We start from the raw sequence: 20,003 nt of genomic DNA, 5'->3' as shown, positions 1-20,003 counted from the left end.
CTATGGTATTGCGGTGCCTCGTCCGTGGGCCGACAGCGCGGCCGGCTTCCGGTAGGCTGACCGGCGGTCTCCGCCAGGTGGCACCGTCGAGGGTGCCGGCGGTGGCCGCCGCCGAACGAACCGTTCCCCACCTGAGCCGAGCGGCGCTCACGGACCGCGTCCGACCGTGCGGTCCGTCCGAGCACACGGGCAGGTCGAGAACGGTTCACTGGTCAGTGTGGACCCCTCGGGGTCGGCGGCCTACGAAAGGAACGGCTTTCGTGCGCACAACGGCCATCGCCCGGCTGCGGCGTCCATCCGCGGCGCTGCTCGTCGCCGCCGCGCTCCTCGTCGGCACCCCCGCGGCCCTGGTCGGCCCGGCCGCCGCCCCGGCGGCCGCCGCACCCAGCTCGCCCGGCGACGAGGGCGGCACCAAGAAGCTCCGGGACGCCCTGGAGTCCGCCTCCAAGGGGCACATCGAGGCGACCGCCAAGCTGAACAGCTCGAAGAAGCGGCAGAGCCAGCTCGGCACGCAGCTCAAGCAGGTCCAGGCCCGGATCACCACCCTCACCCAGGAGGTGGGGGTGATCGCCGCCGAGACGTACCGCCGGGGCCGGCTCACCCCGATCTCGGCCCTGCTCAACAGCGCCTCGCCGCAGTCGTTCGTGGAGCGGGCCGCCGGGCTCGAAGTGCTGGCCCAGCGCGACGACCGGAAGCTCCGCGAGCTGGCCGACGCGCTCGACCAGGCGACCAGGGCGAAGAACGCGATCGACGCCGAGGTCCGCGAGCAGCAGCGGCAGGTCGAGGTCATCGCCCGGAAGAAGAAGGACGCCGAGCGCGCCCTCGCCGCCGTCGGCGGCGGCCAGTCCGGCGGGCTGATCAGCGCCAACTCGCCGCTGGCGAAGCCCGCCCCGCGCAACTCCGACGGCTCCTGGCCCAAGGAGTCGTGCAGCATCAAGGACCCGACCACCAGCGGGTGCATCACGCCGCGCACCCTGCACGCGCTCAACCAGGCCAAGGCGAACAACTTCAAGCGGCACGCCTCCTGCCACCGCAGCGGCGGCGGCGGTGAGCACCCCAAGGGCCGCGCCTGCGACTTCTCCGCCGCGCCCGGCGGCTTCGAGAACGTCGACGCGAGCGGCGGCGACCGCACCTACGGCAACAACCTCGCCGCCTTCTACGTGAAGAACGCCGACCGGCTCGGCGTGCTCTACGTGATCTGGTACAGGCAGATCTGGATGCCCGGCAACGGCTGGCGGGCGTACAACGGCAACGGTGATCCGGCCTCCGACCACACGAACCACGTTCATCTGTCGATGTTGTAGCCCGGAGCCGCCGGTGGGATGCGTACCATCGCTGCGATGGACTCTTCACCACCTGAGGTGGCGGCCACCACCGTCGCCGACGAGCCACCCGGATCACCGGCCCGGGCCCTGCCGACGGGCCTGGCGGCCACCCTGGTCTTCGTCTCCAGCGGTGCCGTACTCGTCCTGGAGACGGCGTCGCTGCGGCTCGTCGGCCCGTACGTCGGGGTCACCCTCCAGGTCACCAGTTCGGTGATCGGGGTGGCGCTGGCCGCGATCGCGTACGGCGCCTGGGTCGGCGGGTGGCTCGCCGACCGCCGGGACCCGCGCCGGCTGCTCGCCCCGGCCCTGATCCTCGCCGGAATCTGCACCGCGCTGACCCTGCCGATCGTCCGGTACGCCGGCGAGGTGCTGCGCGGCGGTGCCGCCGTCGGCATCCTGCTGCTCACCGCGTTGGCGATCTTTCTGCCGGCGGCCCTGCTCGCCTCGATCACCCCGCTGGTGGTGAAGCTGCAACTCGGCGACCTGCGGCAGACCGGGCAGGTGGTCGGGCGGCTCTCCAGCATCGGCACGCTCGGCGCGATCACCGCGACGCTGGGTACCGGCTTCGTGCTGGTCGCCGCCCTGCCGAGTACCGTGATCATCATCAGCCTGGCGGTCCTGCTCGGGGTGACCGGGCTGGTGCTCGCCGGCTACCTGCGCCGGCAGCTCCGTGACACGCTGCCGAAGCCGTCCCGGCTCACCGCCGCCGCGGCCGTGCTCGGCCTGGCCGGCGCCTCGCTCACCGCCGTCGCGCCGACCCCGTGCGACGTGGAGACGGCGTACCACTGCGCCTCGGTCGAGCCGGACCCGGAGAACTCCACCGGCCGGCTGCTGGTGCTCAACTCGGCCTGGCACTCCTATGTGGACCTCGCCGATCCGGGGCACCTGGAGTTCGAGTACACCAAGTGGATCGGGGCGGTCGCCGACGTGATGGCACCGGCCCGGGCACCGCTTCAGGCCGTACACCTCGGGGGTGGCGGCTTCACCATGCCGCGCTACCTGACCGCGACCCGGCCCGGCACCCGCAACGAGGTCTACGAGATCGACGGCGAGCTGGTCGAGCTGGGCCGCCGCGAGCTGGACGTGCGGATCGGCCCGGAGCTGTCGGCCCGGGTCGGCGACGCCCGGATGCTGATCGGGGAGCGGGCCGGACAGAGCGCCGACCTGGTGGTCGGGGACGCGTTCGGGCACCTGGTGGTGCCCTGGCACCTGGCCACCCGGGAGATGGCCGCCGAGGTCCGCCGGGTGGTCCGCCCCGGCGGCATCTACGCGCAGAACGTGATCGACCACCCGCCGCTGCGCTTCATCCGGGCCGAGGTCGCCACCGTGGCGGCCGAGTTCCCACACATCGCGCTGGTCGCACCGCCGGCCGCGCTGGCCGGTTCGCAGGGCGCGAACTTCGTGATCCTCGCCTCCGACCGGCCGCTGCCGGTGCAGCAGGTACGGGAACGCCTGATCACCTCGGCGGAGGAACCCGTCACCGTGCTCTCCGGCCCCGCGCTCGACGAGTTCGTCGACGACGCGATGGTGCTGACCGACGAGTACGCCCCGGTCGACCAGCTCCTCGCCACCGCCTGACCCGCCGCTCAGTCCGGTGCTGGGCGGCGCCGCGCCGCGCGACCGGTCGACCACCGACGGAGACGAATCCCCTCCGGTAGGTGTAGCCGGGCGCCGTCCGGGCAAGAGAGATCCTCATGACCGGGTGGGGCAGGTGGGGCGGGTCGCAGCGGTACGGCACGGAACTGGTCGGTGACCGCTACCGGCTGATCGAGGAGCTCGGCGAGGGCGGCATGTCGGTGGTCTGGCGGGGCCACGACGAGGTGCTGGGCCGACCGGTGGCGGTGAAGATGCTCGCCCCGAGACTCGCCACCGACCGGTCCTTCCGGCACCGGCTCCGCACCGAGGCCCGGGCCGCGGCCCGGCTCTGCCACCCGCACATCACCGGGGTCTACGACTACGGCGAGTCGGTGCGGTACGGCCGGACCGTGCCGTACGTGGTGATGGAGCTGGTCGACGGCGAGACGCTGGCGAACTGGCTCGACCGCGAGGGCACGATGCCCTGGTGGGACGCGGTCGTGCTCGGCGTCCAGGTGGCGGCCGCGCTGGCCACCGCGCACGCCCGGGGAGTGGTGCACCGCGACATCACCCCGGGCAACGTCATGCTCACCGCGATGGGCGCCAAGGTCGTCGACTTCGGAATCTCCGCGCTGGTCGGCGAGCGGGACGGCGACGGCGACGGCGGGCTCTACGGCACGCCCGCGTACGTGGCTCCGGAGCGGCTCAACCTGGGCGAGGTCTGTCCGGCCACCGACGTGTACGCGCTCGGCCTGCTGCTCTACCGGACGCTGACCGGCCGGATGCCGTGGCGGGCGTCGACCCGTACCCAGACGCTGCGGGCGCACCTCTACGCCGAGCCGGCGCCGATGCCACCGGTACCGGGGCTGCCGGCCGAGGTGGCGGAACTCGTCGCGCGCTGCCTGGTGAAGGTGCCGGAGGAGCGGCCGGAGAGCGCCGAGCTGGCCCGTACCCTGGCCCGGGCGGCCGGGGTGGTGCTGCCGGTGACCGTCGGTCCGACCCCGGCCACGCCGTCCCGGCGGGCCGAGCGGGACGAACCGGCGCCGGCCGAGCGCCAGCAGGTCGCGCCGGCGCACTCCGACACCGCGATGCTGCCCCGGTCGGCGACCGACCCGCTGCCGCTGCCGGTCCGGCTGCGCCGGCCGTCGGCCCGGCGCGGTAACCGGGTCCGGGTCGCGGCGGTCGGGGTCGGCCTGCTCGCGGTGAGCGGGGCGGTCTGGGCGGGCGCCGCCAACGGCTCGGAACCGGCCGGCGGGGCGACGAACCTGGCGATGGGCGGCACCGCACCGTGCCGGGTCGACTACGTGCTGCGCGTGGACACCGGCCGGTCGTTCCAGGCCGAGGTCACGGTCACCAACCTCGGCGTCACGGCGGTCCGGGACTGGACGCTGCGCTTCGCCTTCCCGGCCGAGCAGGTGCTCACCCGGCACCCGTCGCCGGAGTCCCGACAGCAGGGCCGGGAGGTGCTGCTCCGGCCCGCGTCCGGCCCCGAGACGACCCTGCCGGCCGGTGGCGCGACCCGGTTCGGGCTGGTGGGCAGCCACGCCGGCAGCAACCCGCTGCCCGTCGAGTTCCGGCTCGGCGAGACCGCCTGTGCGGCCCGGGTCTCCACCGTGCCGGGCGAGACCGGCGGTGCGGCGGCCGGCGGGGCGGTCGGCGCGGTGGCACCGGCGACCCCGCCCCCGCCGGATCGGTCAGCCGGTCAGCCCGGACCCGGCGCCGGTGCGAAGAACACCGGCTCGAAGGGTGCGGAGTCCTCCGGCGCCGGGCCGGAACGCGCCGGCTCGAAGGGCAAGGGCCCGGGCAAGCCGCCGAAGGGCAAGGGCCCGAAGCACTGACCCAGCCGATCCACCCGGTGGCCTGGCTGCGCGGGCCATCCCCTGCCGGTTACTTGTGGGTTGCAGCCACATAGCACGTGCGTGACGTCACTTCTACCGTGGGCCGACGATGCTTCTCCCACCTTCACCCCCACGTGGAGCGATGATGACGGTCCGGACGACGCGGCGGGTACTGGTCACCGCCGCCACGCTGCTGGTAGGGGCGCTCGCCACGACGGCCTGTGGCAGCCCGCAGGAGACCGCGAGCGGCGGTGGCGACAGCGCCGCACCGGTCAAGGTCGGCCTGGTGTACTCCCAGTCGGGCGCGTTGGCCAGCTACGGCAAGCAGTACATCGAAGGGTTCCGGGCCGGACTGGCGTACGCCACCGACGGCACCAACAAGATCGGTGACCGTACGGTCGAGGTGACCGAGGTCGACGACGCGGGCGACCCCGCCAAGGCGGTCTCGGCGGCGAAGGACCTGATCGGCAAGGGTCACAGGATCCTCGCCGGCTCGACCGCCTCCGGCGTCGCGCTCCAGGTCGCGCCGATCGCCGCGCAGAACAAGGTGCTCTTCATCTCCGGGCCGGCCGCCACCGACGGCGCGACCGGGGTCAACAGGTACACCTTCCGGTCCGGGCGGCAGTCGTACCAGGACGTGCAGACCGCGAAGTCCTTCATCGGCAACGCGGCCGGCAAGAAGGTCGTGGTCTTCGCCCAGGACAGCGCGTTCGGCAAGAGCAACGAGGCGGCGGTCAAGGCGGTCATCGGCGGCGCCGGTGCCACCGTGAGCAGCGTGCTCGCCCCGGCCAGCGCCACCGACTTCACCCCGTTCGCCAGCCAGTTGACGGCGGCCAAGCCGGACCTGCTCTTCGTCGCCTGGGCCGGCACCACCGCCCCGGCGATGTGGCAGACCCTCGACCAGCAGGGCGTACTCGGCGCCACCACCGTGGTCACCGGGCTGGACATCCGGGCCTCCTGGCCGACCTTCGGGGCGGCCGGCACCAAGATCTCCTTCCTGTCGCACTTCTTCGACGGCGCCGCCGACAACCCGGCCGCGCAGGCGGCCAAGCAGGCCGTACCCGGCGGGGTGCTGGACCTCTTCCACCCGGACGGCTTCACCGCCGCCCAGATGATCGTCCGCGCGGTGCAGGAGGGCGGCGACGACGTCGACAAGATGGTCACCGGCCTGGAGGGCTGGAGCTTCGACGGGGTCAAGGGCAAGATGACGGTCCGGGCCGAGGACCACGCGCTGCTCCAGCCGATGTTCCAGGCCAGGCTGAGCGGCACCGGCGACGCGATGAAGGCGGAGTCGCAGAAGGTGCTCACCCCGGACGAGACGGCGCCGCCGGCCGTGGCGATGAAGGGCTGAGGTGTGCTCGCCACCCGCGACCTGACCTGGCGGATCGGCGAGGTCGCCATCGTCGACGGCGTCGACCTGGAGCTGGCCCCCGGGGAGTTCCTCGGGGTGATCGGTCCGAACGGCGCCGGCAAGACCTCGCTGTTCAACCTGGTCTCCGGCCTGCGCCGGCCCACCGCCGGCCAGGTGCTGCTGGACGGTACGGAGATCAGCGCACTGCCGCCGCACAAGCGGGCCCGGCTGGGGCTGGGCCGGACGTTCCAGGCGTCCTCGGTCTTCGGCTCGCTGAGCGTGCGGGAGAACGTGCGGCTGGCCGTACAGGCGCACCGGGGTGGCTCGATGCGGCTGTGGCGGCGGGCGGCGGCCGACCGGGAGGTGGTCGCCGCCGCCGACGCGGCACTGGACCGGGTCGGCCTGGCACACCGGGCCGACGCGCTGGCCGGCACCCTCGCACACGGCGAGAAGCGGAAACTGGAGATCGCGCTGCTGCTGGCCGGCGAGCCGAGGGTGATGCTGCTCGACGAGCCGATGGCCGGGGTGAGCGCCGAGGACGTACCGGAGCTGGTCGCGGTGATCCGGTCGTTGACCGGCGACAGTGGCCGGGCCGTACTCATGGTGGAACACCACATGGACGTGATCCTCGGGCTCGCCGACCGGATCGCGGTGATGCACCACGGCGCGCTGCTCGCCTGCGACGTCCCGGCGACCGTGATGGCCAACCCGGTGGTGCAGGAGGCGTACCTAGGTGAGTCGTTGTGACTGAGAGTCCCATCCTGACCGTCGCAGACCTGTCGGTACGGATCGCCGGGCTGCACATCCTGCAGGGCGTCTCCTTCGCCGTGGCACCGAGCGGGGTGACGGTGCTGCTCGGCCGCAACGGGGTCGGTAAGACCACCACCCTGCGGGCGATCCTCGGGCTGACCCCGCGCGGCGGCGAGGTACGCGGCACGGTGCGCATCGGCGACCGGTCGCTGGCCGGCGAGCCGACCCACCGGCTGGTCCGGGACGGTCTCGGCTACGTACCCGAGGACCGGTGCGTCTTCGCCGGCCTCACCGTCACCGAGAACCTGCGGCTCGCCGAGCGGCGTGGCGGCACCCCGGCGTACGACCGGGTCTTCGAGTTGTTTCCGGAGCTGAAGCGGCGCGGGCGGCAGCGGGCCGGCTCGCTCTCCGGCGGTCAGCAGCAGATGCTGGCGATCGGCCGGGTGCTGCTCAACGACAACCGGCTGCTGCTGGTCGACGAGCCGACCAAGGGGCTGGCGCCGAAGGTGGTCACCGAGGTGGCCGAGGTGCTGGAGCGGGTCGCCGTCGCCGTGCCGGTACTGCTGGTCGAACAGAACCTCGCGGTGGTACGCCGGCTGGCCAGCGACGCGGTGGTGCTCGCCGCCGGCCGGGTCGCCTGGTCCGGCGCCGCCGCCGAACTGCTGCGGGAGGCGGAGTTGACCAGATCCCTGCTCGGCGTCGGCGTGGCCGGGTCACATCCCGAGCCCGCCCGGGAGGTGCCGGCCGGATGAGCACGATCGTGCTGCTGACGCTGACCGGGCTGGGCCTGGCCGCGCTCTACTTCCTGGTCGCCTCCGGCCTCTCCCTGGTGTTCGGCCTCGCCGACGTGCTCAACTTCGCGCACGGGCTCTTCCTCTCCGTCGGGGCGTACGCCACCTGGTGGGCGGCGGGGAACCTGCCCGGTGCCGGCCCGTCCGGCTTCGGCTTCGTCCTCGCGGTCGCGTTCGGCGTCGTCGCCGGTGCGGTGGTCGGGATGGCGGTCGAACTGGTGATGATCCGCCCGCTCTACTCCCGCACCATCGAACAGGTGCTGGTCACGGTCGGGCTCTCGCTGGCCGGGGTGGCACTGCTCCAGGCGACCTGGGGTGCCGACCCGCGCCCCTTCCCGCGCCCGGACTGGACCCAGCGGGTCACCTCGATCCTCGGCGCCAAGGTGCCGAACTCCGGTCTGCTGCTGATCCTCGCCGCCGCGCTGGTGCTGGCCGCGCTGCTCGGCTTCCTCCGCTACACCCGCTACGGCCTGGTGATCCGGGCCGGGGTGGAGAACCGGGAGATGGTCACCGCGCTCGGCATCGACGTGCGGAAGGCGTTCACCCTGGTCTTCGCGATCGGCGGGGCCGCCGCCGCGCTGGCCGGGGCGCTCGGCGGGGTCTACTTCGGATCGGTCTCGCCGAGCCAGGGCGGCTCCCTGTTGATCTTCGCCTTCATCGTGGTGGTGATCGGCGGGATGGGTTCGGTCGTCGGGTCCGCGTACGCCGCCGTCGCGGTGGGGCTGCTCCAACAGTTCGTCAACTACTACGGCACCTCCGGGGCCGGAGACATCTGCGTGGTCGCGCTGCTGGCGGTCGTGCTGCTGCTCCGCCCGCAGGGCATCGCCGGAAGGGCGGCGACGACGTGACCGCGCCGAGCGAGCGAACGGGCACGACCGCGCCGAGCGAGGAGACGGGCACGACCGCGCCGGGCGAGGAGACGGGCATGACCGGGTTGAAGACGGCGGCGGCGGACAACCCGCCGGCCGCACCGCCGACCGCCGGTGCCGCGCCGGCACCCCGCCGGGACCGGCGGTCGGCCCTGCGGGCCTGGTCACCGCTGCTGGTACTGCTGGTCTTCGCGGTACTGCCGTACTCGACGATCTCCGTACCGGGGGTCTTCGACGGGCCGCTCAACGGGCCGGGAACGCTGCAACTGCTCGCCATCTGTCTGGTCTTCGGTGGCCTGGCCGCCGGCTACGACCTGCTCTTCGGCCGGACCGGCATGCTCTCCTTCGGGCACGCCCTCTATTTCGCGGCCGGCGTCTACGGCACCGACATCCTGGTCACCCGGGCCGGGCTGCCACTGTGGCAGGCGGCGCTGCTGACCCTGGTCGGCGGCACCGTACTGGCCGGGCTGCTCGGCGCGATCGCGCTGCGTACCGCCGGGATCGCGTTCGCCATGGTGACGCTGGCGTTCGCCCAGGTCGGCGCGATCCTGGTGGCCCGGGACTTCGGCGGGCTCACCGGCGGCGAGGAGGGGCTGTCGCTGGACGTGTCGGGGCTGCCGGCGATGCTGGTCGGGGTCGGCAACACCGTCAACCTGTACTGGCTGGCACTCGCCTACCTGGCCCTGGTCGTCTTCGTGGTGCACCGGGTGGCCGGTTCGCCCACCGGCCGGGTACTCGCCGGGCTGCGCGACGACGAGCGCCGGGTCGGGGTGCTCGGGCTCGACCCGTACCGGTTCAAGCTGCTCGCCTTCACCCTGGCCGGCGGGCTGGCCACCGCCGGCGGGGCGATCTACTGCCTGCTGGTCGGCGGCGCCTCGCCGCACGTGACCTCCTCCGAGCTGACCCTTTCGCTGCTGGTCATGGTGGTGCTCGGCGGGCCGGGTACCCGGTGGGGCCCGGTGCTCGGCGGCATGCTCTACATGTATCTGGACCACCGGCTGACCGCCTTCGGCACCTCCTCGGCGGTGGACTCGCTGCCCGGGGTGCTGAGCGGGCCGCTGTCGCAGCCGCTCTTCGTGCTCGGCACGGTCTTCATCCTGGCGGTCTACTTCTTCCCCGGCGGCCTGGCCAGCCTCTCCACCCGCCTGGGCCCGCTCCGCGCTGCCCTACCCACCCGCTCCCGCCCACCCCGCTGACCCTTCCGTTGATCCCGTAGCGTCCGGCTCGTGCTGACCGGCCGGACGCTACGGCCCCGCACCGCCCTCGCACCAACTCCTCGAACGGCCGTACCAACTCCTCGAACGGCCGCACCGACTCCTCGGACATGCCACCGAGCCAACCCTCGACCCCCACCTCCCGCCACCCCATCCACCCCGCCTGTGGACAACCCCCAGCTTCATCCACAGGCTCAATTCCGTGATGCCGTAGCGGGGTAGCGTGGCTCGTCGGTCCGGGTCGACGACTCCGGGGCGTGGCGTTCCACGCCGGGCGGCCGCGAAAGCTCCGACCCGGCCGGCGCGCGTGGGCACGACGGGAAGCGGGGAGAACGGATGCCGGAAAAACTGGCGGTGGTCAGCGGCGGCGCGACCGGAATCGGTGCGGCGGTCGCCGAGGGCCTGGCCGAGGACGGGTACGACGTCATCGTGGTCGGCCGCCGAGCCGAACCGTTGGCGAGGACCGCCGAACGGATCGGGGAGCGGCTCGGCCGACCGGGCTCGGTCGAGGCGGTGCCGGCGGACCTGACCGACCCGGCGCAGCTCGGCCGGGTCACCGAGGCGGTCGGCGGACGCGCCGTCGACGTGGTGGTGAACAACGCCGGTGGTTACCTGAGCGGCGACCCGTCCACACTGGATGGTGTGGCCGCGCAGTGGCGGGCCAACCTCGACAGCAACGTGCTCACCGCCGTACTGCTGACCGAGGCGCTCCGCCCGGCACTGCGCCGGCCCGGTGGCCGGGTGGTGCTGCTCAGCTCGATCGCCGCGCAACGGGGCGGCGGTGGGCCGTACTCGGCGGCGAAGGCGGCGCTGCACGGCTGGGCGTACGACCTCGCTCAGGAACTCGGGCCGGAGCAGATCACGGTCAACGTGGTGAGCCCGGGCTACGTCGCCGGCACCGAGTTCTTCGGTGACCGGATGACTCCGGAGGGGCACCAGCGGCGGGTCGACGCGACCCTGGTGGGGCGGGCCGGCGAGCCGGCCGACATCGCCGCGGCGGTCAGATATCTGGCCAGCCCGGCCGCCGGCTATGTGACGGGGCAGGTGCTCGGGGTGAACGGCGGATCGGTCCTCGGCCGCTGACCCGGCGAGGGAAGAGAGAGCCGACCTCCGCGAGCGGGCCCCGACGAGGCGTCCCGGCCGGGAAGACGCGTACGGGCCAGGTGGTGTCCCCCGTGGCCACCACCCGGCCCGCAGGCCCCGCTACGCTCAGCCGTTGAGCAGCTCGTACGCCAGCTCCGGCGCGTTCTGCGCCTGCCCGCCCGCCGGTGCGGCGACCTTCGGCGTGCTGCCGAAGTCCCGGTAGTTCACGACGTACTGGAAGGGCTTGGCGCTGCCGGCCGCCGGCACGTCGAGGGTGAGCGAGGTCAGCCGCTGCTCACCGTCGACCGACGCGGTGAACGGCACCTGCTTCGCCGCCTCGCCGAGGGCGGTCATCTGCTCCGCGGACAGCACCTTCGCCGCCTCGCCGGAGGTGAGGTCGATGCTGCCCGAGTACTTGCCGCTGCCGGCCTCGGTGACGGAGGTGGCCGCCTGGAGCAGCGGGCCGGCGTTGCCCGGGTCGGTCCCCTCGTACTTCGGCACGTTCTCCGAGTCGGTGAGCTTCGCCGGGTCCAGCTTCAGCCACTTGTTCGGGAGCTTCGGCAGCCCGGTCAGTCCCTCGGTGCCGGTGAAGGAGATCTTCGTCCAGATGTCCTCACCGACGACTCGGAACGCGATGGTGGTGGTGAAGCCGTGCTCCGGATCCTTGATCGCGGTGGAGAGTTCCAGCCCCTTCGCCGCGGGGTCCACCGAGCCGGAGACGTCGTCCGTACCGTCCTTGCCGCTGAACCGGAACGGTCCCTCGCTGCCGTCCGGCACCGTCTCCAGCAGCGTCTGCTTGGCCGTGACGGTCGCGACTTCCTCCTGTAGCTTCCCGCAGCCGCCCAGCAGGACCGCCACGCCGAGCAGTGCGGCCGTCGGGCCGGCGGTACGCCGGACCCAGCGTGCCGCGCGGATATCTCTGTTCATTGCTTTCCCTTCACCGGGGGCCGTGGTTCGACGCCGGAAATGCTGCCCCCCGGGACTGCCGCCGTACTGACCAGTCACTGCGTACCTGCACCCGGCCACTGCCGTTATGCTGCCGTCGGACTGCCGTGCGCTGGTCCGCGAGCAGCCGGGGGGTGATGGGCGCATGGTGGAGGAGGCGGTGCGCTTCGAGATCCTCGGACCGTTGCGCGCCTGGCACGCCGACCGCGAACTCGAACTCGGGCCGGGCAAGCAACGAGCCGTCCTGACCGTGTTGCTGCTGAACGCGGGGCGCCCGGTCCCGACCGGTCGGATCGTCGACGCGGTGTGGGCCGAGGAGCCCCCGGCGAACGGTCCCAACGTGGTGCAGAAGTACGTCGCCGGGCTCCGCCGGGTGCTGGAGCCGGGCCGGTCGCCGCGTACCCCCGGTCAGGTGTTGAGCCTGACCGACGCCGGTTACCTGTTGCGGGTCGACCGGGACGACGTCGACGCCCTGCGGTTCGAGCGGGCTACCCGGCAGGCGACGGCGGCCCGGGACGCCGGCCGGTGGCCGGAGGCGGCGGCCGGGCTGCGCGCCGCGCTCGACCTGTGGCGCGGCGAGCCGTTCCCCGGCCTGACCGGGCCGTACTTCGACTCGGCCCGGCACCGGTTGGTGGAGATGCGTACCGGCGCCCTGGAGGTCTGGGCCGAACTCGAGTTGCGACTTGGCCACCATCACGAGGTGGTCGGCGAGCTGGCCCGGCTGGCCGCCGAGTTTCCGGTACGGGAGCGGCTGCGCGGCCTGCTGATGCTGGCGCTCTATCGGGAGGGACGGCAGGCGGAGGCGCTCAACACGTTCCGCGAGGTGCGTACCCTGCTCCGTGACGAGCACGGGCTGGAGCCCGGTGAGCAGCTCCAGGAGTTGCACCGCCGGATCCTGCGCTCCGACCCGACGCTGGCCGTCCCCGATCCGGCCGCGCGTCCCGCGCCACCGCAGGTCACCGCGACGGCGGCCGAGCGCCCCGCCGCCGCCCCGCCACCCGTCCCGGCCGCCGCCCCGCCACCCATCCACGCCGCCGACCCGGCTCCGGTCCCCGCCGATCCGTCACCGGTCACCGCCGCCGATCCGGTTCCGGTTCCGGTTCCGGTTCCGGCTCCGGCTTCGGCTTCGGCTTCGCAGAATTTTCCGGACGGCCGGTCTGCGGTGGCCGGACCCGCCACGCCGGCCGGTCGGCTCGGATCGGTCGAGCCCGTGGCGCCGCCTCCGGTACCCGTGGCGGTGCCCCCGCCGGTGCTGCTGCCACCGCCGCTGCTGCCGATCGCGCCGCCGCCGGGAGCCGGCGAGCCGGGCGGACGGCACTGGACCAGCACCGTCGGCACGGTACTCGGCGCGGTCGGCATCCTGCTCACCTTCGGACTCCTCACCTGGCTGGTCGTCTTCGTCTACGCCTGGCGACGGCGCAGCAGGTGGCTGGTGGCGGCCGGCGTCGGATACCTCGCGGTGGTGGTCGGATTCGTCCTCGGGATGGAGAGCGGCGATCCGGACCCGGCGGCTCCGGCGAGTACCGGCCAGATGTTCGCGATCCTCGGCCTCTTCCTGGTGAACTGGCTCGGCGGCATCCTGCACGTGATCCTGCTCAACCGTGGCGTGCAGCGCGTACTCGGCGGCGGGCGGCGCCAGCCCGCCCCGGCGGTCCCGCGTAGCGCCACCGACCAGCGGGTACGCCGGGAGCATGCCCGGTACCTGCTCTACCACTACCCGACCGCCCGTACCGAGCTGGGGATCGGTCGGCCGGACCTGCCGCGCAACTTCGACGACGGCGGTCTGATCGACATCAACGCCGTCGCCGAACACGTCGTCCTCGGGCTGCCCGGGCCGTCCCCGGAGCAGAGCCGGCACATCCTGGTGGACCGCCTGGTACGCGGGCCGTACGCCTCGATGGAGGAGTTGGTCGCGCGTTGCCTGCTGCCGATGGAGGTGGCCGACTCGCTCCGCGAGGTGCTCGTCTTCCTGCCCCCGCTCGGCCGGCCCGCCAACGCCGAGCGGGACGGCTGACCCCTCCCCGTCAGCCGGGTCCGTCGGGTCAGCCGGGTCAGGGCGGTCAGGCCGGGCCGGGGCGGGCCGGTCGGCAGCGCTGGTCGGCGGGGTCGTCTGCCGTACCGCAGTGGAAGACCTCGACCGGTTCGGTGTCGACGTCGGTCACCCGGTCGACCCGGACCAGGGAGAGCCGCTTCGCCACCGGCTCGCCCGAGTCGGCCGCGAACCGGATCAGGCCGCTGACCCCCGGGTAGCCGTTCTCGGCGTTCTGCCGCAGCACCTCGGTGTGCACGCCGGCCGGGTTGACGGCCCGGGGATCCCAGGTCTCGCGGGGACTGCCGTGCCGCAGCCGGGCGGCGAGGCTCTCCACCGCGCGGACCACCATGGTCGCCGCGTCGTAGGCGAGACTGACCCGTTCGCCGACCTGGGCGGCCGGGCCGTCGTCCCGGCAGCGGGGCGGGTCGAGCAGGTCGTCGGCCTGGATCCAGGAGAGGAAGCTGCCGCGTACGTCGTCGCGCTGGTCCCGGGCGACACGCAGCGAGGCGCAGGTGGCCAGGGCCGCCTTCGAGACGTACGTGACCGGGAGGTTGCCGGGTGCGCTGGCCCGTAGCGCCGGATTCGCCATGTACCGGTTGACCGAGTCGTCGCCGACCAGGTGCCGGGGCGGGTTCGGGCCGCACTCCTTGAGCGCCCGGAGGAAGCCGTCGAACTCGGACCACCGGCCGGCGAAGACCAGCACGCCGGCATAGCCGCACTCCTGGGTCATCCGCTGGCCGGTACGCCACTCCTCGACCCGGGTCAGCCGGTCGCCGAACCGCTGCCGCAGGTCGGCGACGAGGGTACCGACGTAGAGGTCCTCGGTCAGCGAGCTGTTCTCCCCGGTGGTGTAGTAGACGTGCGCGCCGTCGACCCGGAGCACCTGGCGGGCGTACTCGTCCATCAGCGCGGCCTGGTCCCGGTTCGGTGCGGAGATCTGGAGATAGAGCCGGGAGTTCTCGTGCATGCCGTCGGCGGAGAGCGTCGGTGCCAGCGCCGGCAGGCCGATCCGGTTGAGTTCCCGCAGCGCCGCCGCGGTGCTGGTCCGGCTCTCCACCAGCCCGACCACGCCGAGCACGGTCGGGTCCTCCCGGATGAGTCCTTCGAGCATCGCCACCGCCCGGCCGGCGTGCCGCATCTGCTGTCCGGCGTTCGCGACCACCACCCGGAGCAGCGCGGCACCGTCGGCGCCGGCCGACTCGCGCAGCAGCGCGTACTGGGCGGTCGCCATCCCCTCCAGTTCCTCCCGCTCGGAGACGTACGACTCCTCGTCGGCCCGGGTCCGGTTCCCGGTCAGCGTGCCGAGGTAGACCAGGGTGACCAGCGGACGGCGCTGCGCGCTGTGCTGCCAGACCTGTTCGGCGGCGGCGTTCTGGGCGAAGATCCGGCGCTGCACGGCCCGGAGCCGGTCCTGCCCCGGGTCGCGGTTGAAGACGTGCCCGGCCGTGTCGCTGTAGCCGACGCACTCGCCGCCGACCAGCTCGACCGAGACCGCGCCGTCGAACGGCCGGGGGTGGCAGTCCAGGTTCCAGCGCGAACTCGCCCACAGCGCGGCGCCAGCGACCAGCAGCAGCGCGAGCGCGGTGGGCAGGAACCGGCGGCTCCACCACGGCGGGCCCGGCGGGGTGAAGTTCAGCAGCCCGCCCCTCGGCTCCGAGCCCGCGTTCGGGTCGCCGAGCAGCAGGGCGATCAGCCAGGCGGCCGGCCGGCGCAGCCGACGGGTCTCCGGCAGGACGTCCACCCATTCGTCGTACGCCTCCTCGGCGTCGACCAGGGCGTACGGCTCGGGCAGCTCCGGCGGCGGTTCGGCGCCGGCCGCGACCACCAGCAGCGGGTCGTTGCGGCCGGTCTCGTTGCGGACGTCGTTGACCAGCCGGACCAGGGTGTGCCCCGGATCGCCGGTGGTCACGTTGTTCAGCAGCAGCACCGGGTACGCCGTCCGCCGCCAGCTCGACGGCCGCCAGAGCCGGCGCCGGTACGCCTGCCGCAGGTCCTCCAGGAACGCGTGCACGAGCAGCTTGTTCACCTGGTCCGGCTGTTCCCCGTCCCGCCAGCCGGCGGTGAGCCGTTCGGCGAAGCCGAGGAAGGTCACCGACTGCCGGGGCGCCAGGTACTGCTGCCGCATGAACCACCGGTAGTGCGGCCCCAGCAGCGGCACCCGACCCGAGACGGCGACCCGGAACACGGCGCTCGGGATCGCCCGGCGGACCAGCCAGAAGGCGAGCTGGTACGCGGTGGAGAAGAGGTCGCCGTCGCCGGCACCCGCCGGCTCGCCACCGGGCCGGGCGCCCCGCCGGTCCCGGAGCTGGCGGGCCAGGGCCGGCCGGCGGTCCTCGCCCGCCTCCGCCGACTCCGGCGCGGGCTGGTGCAGCAGCCAGTCGGCCAGCGGGTAGTGCCGGAAACGCAGCCGCTCGCCGCCGAACGCCTCCAGGGAGAGCTGCCGGTGCACCTCCCGCAACTCGCCCGCGATGTCGGTGGCGGTCGACTCGGTCAGGTCGAGGACGGCGTGCGGGATCCGCCGTCGCTGGCCCCGGCCGAGTACCCGGCGCAGCAGGGCGATCAGGTCCGGCGAGGCCGCCGAGCGGACCAGCCAGACCAGCGGCAGCCGCCGGTCCCCCCGGCGCGGCCGGCGCACCAGCCGGGCCAGCAGGGCGAGGAACTCCGAGCCTCCGGACGGCAGCCGTTCCCGGCCCGAGGTCGGCTGTCCCTGGGTCGCGACCGAACGCATGCGCACCTCCTGGCGTTGCTATGCGTGTTGCACAGATCACCACAGTGTCGTGGTCGGCGACAAGGCCGGCCAGGCCTCACCCGGGTAACGGTGCGCCGGGTCGTCGTGCCCTGCTGGTAGAAAGGCCGGATGGACGGAAACCCGACGCCGGACGAGGACGAGCGGACCGGCGCGGAGCCGGCGGACCGAGGGCCGGCCGGCGTCGTACGCGAGCGGGCCGAGGCCGTACTGCGTCGGTTGGCCGGTGAGCACGCCCGGCTCCGCGAGGACCAGTGGCGGGCCATCGAGGCGCTGGTGGTGGGGCGGCGCCGGGTGCTCTGCGTGCAGCGGACCGGTTGGGGCAAGTCGGCCGTCTACTTCGTCGCGACCGCGTTGCTCCGGCAGTCCGCCGAGGACGCGTCGACGTCGACGGATGCGCGTCAGGGAGCCGGGCCGGCCGGACCGACGGTGATCGTCTCGCCGCTGCTGGCGCTGATGCGCAACCAGGTGGAGGCGGCGGCCCGGGCCGGGATCCGGGCCCGGACCATCAACTCGGCCAACCTCGACGAGTGGGACGAGATCGTCGCCGAGATCGGGGCCGGCACGGTCGACGTACTGCTGATCAGCCCGGAGCGGCTGAACAACCCCGACTTCCGGGACGCCGTACTGCCCCGGCTCGCCGCCACCACCGGGCTGCTGGTGGTGGACGAGGCGCACTGCGTCTCCGACTGGGGGCACGACTTCCGCCCCGACTACCGGCGGCTGCGTACCTTCCTGGCCGGGTTGCCCGCCGGTACGCCGGTACTGGCCACCACCGCCACGGCGAACAGCCGGGTCACCGACGACGTGGCCGAGCAGCTCGGCGACGCACTGGTGCTGCGCGGGCCGCTGGACCGCGAGTCGCTGCGGCTGGGCGTGCTGGAGCTGCCGAGCCCGGCGCACCGGCTCGGCTGGCTGGCCGACCAGCTCGACCGGCTGCCCGGCTCGGGGATCATCTACACCCTGACCGTGGCGGCGGCCGGCGAGACCGCCGAGTTCCTGCGCGGCCGGGGCTACGCGGTGGCGTCGTACACCGGTCAGGCGGACGACGCCGACCGGCGCGCCGCCGAGCAGGACCTGCTGGACAACAAGATCAAGGCTCTGGTCGCCACCTCGGCGCTCGGCATGGGCTTCGACAAGCCGGACCTGGGTTTCGTGGTGCACCTCGGTGCGCCGCCGTCGCCGATCGCCTACTACCAGCAGGTCGGCCGGGCCGGCCGGGCCGTCGGGGCGGCCGAGGTGTTGCTGATGCCCGGTGCCGAGGACCAGGCGATCTGGCGCTACTTCGCCTCGCTGGCCTTCCCGCCGGAGGAGCAGGTCCGGGCCGTCCTCGCCGCCCTGCACCCGGACCGTCCGCTCTCCACACCGGCGCTGGAGCCGATCGTCGACCTGCGCCGGACCCGGCTGGAGCTGATGCTCAAGGTGCTCGACGTGGACGGCGCGGTACGCCGGGTCCGGGGCGGCTGGCTGGCCACCGGCGAGCCGTGGCACTACGACGCGGCCCGGCTGCACCGGGTGGCGCAGGCGCGTACCGCCGAGCAGCAGGCCATGCGGGAATACACCGCGACCGCCGGCTGCCGGATGGAGTTCCTCCGCCGCTGCCTGGACGATCCGGCGGCGACCGCGTGCGGGCGCTGCGACCGCTGCACCGGGGCCCGCTTCGACGCCGAGGTGTCGGCACCGGCGCTCGCCGCCGCGCAGGCGTTCCTCGGCCGCCCCGGGGTGGAGATCCCGGCGAAGAAGCTCTGGCCGACCGGGCTGGAGGCGGTCGGGGTCGCGCTGCGCGGCAGGATCGGGCCGGCCGAGCAGGCGTACCCGGGGCGGGCCGTCGGGCGGCTCTCCGACCTCGGCTGGGGTGGCCGGCTGCGCGCGTTGACCGGGCCGGAGGCGTCGGACGGCGAGCTGCCGGAGGACGTGGCGACCGCGGTGGTCGAGGTGTTGAAGGCGTGGGCGCACGGCGACGATCCGTGGCCGGCCCGCCCGGTCGCCGTGGTCGCGGTCGGTTCGCGGCGCCGGCCCCGGCTGGTGCACGGGCTGGCCGACCGGATCGCCCGGGTGGGCCGGCTGCCGCTGCTCGGCGAGGTGCCGCCCCGGGACGGCGCGGCGGCCGGCGCCGGGCCGCGCGGCAACAGCGCCCAGCGGGTACGCGCGCTGCACGACGCCTTCGAGTTGCCGGAACCGCTGGTCGGGGCGTTGGCCGGGCTGACCGGTCCGGTGCTGCTGGTCGACGACCTCGTCGACTCCGGCTGGACCATGACGGTCGTCGCCCGGCTGCTGCGTCAGGCCGGTGCCCCGGGGGTGCTCCCGTTCGCCCTCGCCGTCGCCGGCTGACCCCTCCTCCGGCGTGCTCCTCCGACCCGTTCCTCCGGCCGCTCAGCCGGCGTGGGCGGCTCAGCCGGGTCGGCCGTACCCGACGATCGGCTGGTAGTCGACCCGGTCGATCCGGATCCGGGTGCCGGTACGCGGCGCGTGGATGATCTTCCCGCCGCCGATGTAGATCGCGACGTGGTGCAGGTCGCGGTAGTAGAAGACCAGGTCACCGGCTTGCCGGGCGGCGCGGCTGATCCGGGTCACCGCCCGGTACTGCCGAGCCGCGTTGTGCGGCAGCCGTACCCCGGCAGCCGCCCAGGCGGCCGAGGTGAGCCCGGAGCAGTCGTACCCGTCCGGGCCGTCCCCGGCCCACCGGTACGGCTTGCCGAGCTGGGCGTACGCGAACCGCACCGCCTTGCCGGCGGCCCCGGTGACCGGCTCCGGCAGCCGGGGTACGGCCCCGGCGGGCGGCTCGTCGGGTCCGGGCAGTTGGGCGAGTCGGGCCAGCTCGGTCTCGATCGCCAGCTTCCGGGCGGCGAGCTGCCGCTCCTGGCCCCGTTGCCGGGCGGCGAGCGCCTCGACGGTGCGCCGGGCCTCGGCCAGCCGGTCGTGTGCGGCGGTCAGCGCGGCGATCACCCGGTGCTGCTCCCGGCTCAGCCGGTCGAGCAGGAGCAGCGGGTCCACCAGGTTCTCCCGGGTGGCGGCGCCGAGCAGGGTGCCGAGCACCCCGAGCACGTGGGTGTCGCCGGTGCGGTACGCCCGCGCGGCGATCATGCTCGCCTCGGTCCGGTGCGCCTCGATCGCGCGCTCCAGCGGCGCCATCTCGGCGTGGATCGCCGCGCTGTTCGCCCGGGTCTCCCGCAGCGCCTCGCGCAGGTCGTTGTACTGCTCGACGACGATCTCCAACTGCTCGGCGGCGCTGGCGATCCGCTCGGCGGGATCGGTGACCGGTGCGGCCCGCCCCGGTGCGGGGGCGAGCGACAACGCCATGGTCATCCCGGCGGCGAGGGCCGCGGCGCGCCCTGGCAATGCGGTGGTCGACACGATCTATCTAACGATCGATGCCGACCGTAGGCCACGCATCGAAGCCGCTGGGTTTCGTACCGTGACGGGCGTCGCTCTCCGGAACTTGTCGGTGACCGGCCCTGCCGCGCCGCCGGGGCGGGACGGTAAC

Annotated in this window: 14 protein-coding genes; 11 read left to right on the top strand and 3 right to left on the bottom strand. The window is 73.8% G+C overall.

Annotation, left to right across the window (positions count from 1 at the left end; genetic code table 11):
- Window positions 1–260 precede the first annotated feature (260 nt).
- The 9 genes from C6361_RS27160 (at window position 261) to C6361_RS27120 (ending at window position 10,796) form a co-directional block, all read left to right on the top strand.
- Window positions 261–1,304, top strand: a complete 1,044-nt coding sequence (locus tag C6361_RS27160; protein WP_107269424.1) for a hypothetical protein — start codon at window positions 261–263, stop codon at window positions 1,302–1,304.
- A gap of 36 nt (window positions 1,305–1,340) precedes the next feature.
- A complete protein-coding gene (locus C6361_RS27155) occupies window positions 1,341–2,903 on the top strand; it encodes a fused MFS/spermidine synthase (RefSeq protein ID WP_199853095.1) in 1,563 nt (520 codons plus the stop codon).
- Window positions 2,904–3,019: 116 nt separating this feature from the next.
- Entirely contained in the window at window positions 3,020–4,738 is a 1,719-nt protein-coding gene (locus C6361_RS27150; protein ID WP_107269422.1) for a serine/threonine-protein kinase, read from the top strand.
- 145 nt (window positions 4,739–4,883) lie between these two features.
- The gene (locus tag C6361_RS27145; RefSeq protein WP_107271211.1) at window positions 4,884–6,089 is read left to right on the top strand and encodes a substrate-binding domain-containing protein; all 1,206 of its coding nucleotides are present in this window, start codon (window positions 4,884–4,886) and stop codon (window positions 6,087–6,089) included.
- A gap of 3 nt (window positions 6,090–6,092) precedes the next feature.
- Window positions 6,093–6,836 carry an ABC transporter ATP-binding protein gene (locus C6361_RS27140; protein WP_107269421.1) on the top strand — a complete coding sequence of 248 codons (744 nt, stop codon included), beginning with the start codon at window positions 6,093–6,095 and terminating at the stop codon, window positions 6,834–6,836.
- Window positions 6,833–7,591: an ABC transporter ATP-binding protein gene (locus tag C6361_RS27135; RefSeq protein ID WP_107269420.1), complete on the top strand. Its 759-nt coding sequence runs from the start codon at window positions 6,833–6,835 to the stop codon at window positions 7,589–7,591. Before C6361_RS27140 ends, C6361_RS27135 begins: the two co-directional genes overlap by 4 nt.
- Window positions 7,588–8,478, top strand: a complete 891-nt coding sequence (locus C6361_RS27130; RefSeq protein ID WP_107261084.1) for a branched-chain amino acid ABC transporter permease — start codon at window positions 7,588–7,590, stop codon at window positions 8,476–8,478. Before C6361_RS27135 ends, C6361_RS27130 begins: the two co-directional genes overlap by 4 nt.
- 77 nt (window positions 8,479–8,555) lie before the next feature.
- Window positions 8,556–9,695: a branched-chain amino acid ABC transporter permease gene (locus tag C6361_RS27125; protein ID WP_107271210.1), complete on the top strand. Its 1,140-nt coding sequence runs from the start codon at window positions 8,556–8,558 to the stop codon at window positions 9,693–9,695.
- A gap of 354 nt (window positions 9,696–10,049) precedes the next feature.
- Window positions 10,050–10,796, top strand: coding sequence for an SDR family NAD(P)-dependent oxidoreductase (locus C6361_RS27120; protein ID WP_107269419.1), 747 nt, complete (start codon window positions 10,050–10,052; stop codon window positions 10,794–10,796).
- Window positions 10,797–10,922: 126 nt separating this feature from the next.
- On the opposite strand, the gene C6361_RS27115 is transcribed toward C6361_RS27120, so the two are convergent.
- The gene (locus tag C6361_RS27115; RefSeq protein ID WP_107269418.1) at window positions 10,923–11,723 is read right to left on the bottom strand and encodes a hypothetical protein; all 801 of its coding nucleotides are present in this window, start codon (window positions 11,721–11,723) and stop codon (window positions 10,923–10,925) included.
- A gap of 163 nt (window positions 11,724–11,886) precedes the next feature.
- On the opposite strand from C6361_RS27115, the gene C6361_RS37695 reads away from it, so the two are divergent.
- Window positions 11,887–13,755 (top strand): AfsR/SARP family transcriptional regulator, encoded by a 1,869-nt coding sequence (locus C6361_RS37695; protein WP_234359028.1) that lies wholly within the window; start codon window positions 11,887–11,889, stop codon window positions 13,753–13,755.
- A gap of 46 nt (window positions 13,756–13,801) precedes the next feature.
- Here the strand turns inward: C6361_RS37695 and C6361_RS27105 are convergent, their stop codons facing one another.
- Window positions 13,802–16,501 (bottom strand): hypothetical protein, encoded by a 2,700-nt coding sequence (locus tag C6361_RS27105; RefSeq protein WP_107269417.1) that lies wholly within the window; start codon window positions 16,499–16,501, stop codon window positions 13,802–13,804.
- Window positions 16,502–16,630: 129 nt separating this feature from the next.
- On the opposite strand from C6361_RS27105, the gene C6361_RS27100 reads away from it, so the two are divergent.
- Window positions 16,631–18,850 (top strand): RecQ family ATP-dependent DNA helicase, encoded by a 2,220-nt coding sequence (locus C6361_RS27100; protein WP_107269416.1) that lies wholly within the window; start codon window positions 16,631–16,633, stop codon window positions 18,848–18,850.
- A 60-nt stretch (window positions 18,851–18,910) separates the two neighbouring features.
- Here the strand turns inward: C6361_RS27100 and C6361_RS27095 are convergent, their stop codons facing one another.
- On the bottom strand, window positions 18,911–19,873 hold the full coding sequence (locus C6361_RS27095) for a C40 family peptidase (RefSeq protein ID WP_159079496.1): 963 nt from the start codon (window positions 19,871–19,873) through the stop codon (window positions 18,911–18,913).
- Window positions 19,874–20,003: the final 130 nt, after the last annotated feature.

The organism is Plantactinospora sp. BC1 (genome assembly GCF_003030345.1).
Classification (GTDB): domain Bacteria; phylum Actinomycetota; class Actinomycetes; order Mycobacteriales; family Micromonosporaceae; genus Plantactinospora.
Note: the sequence above shows the minus strand (reverse complement) of the source record. Positions and strands in the feature narration are given on the sequence as shown.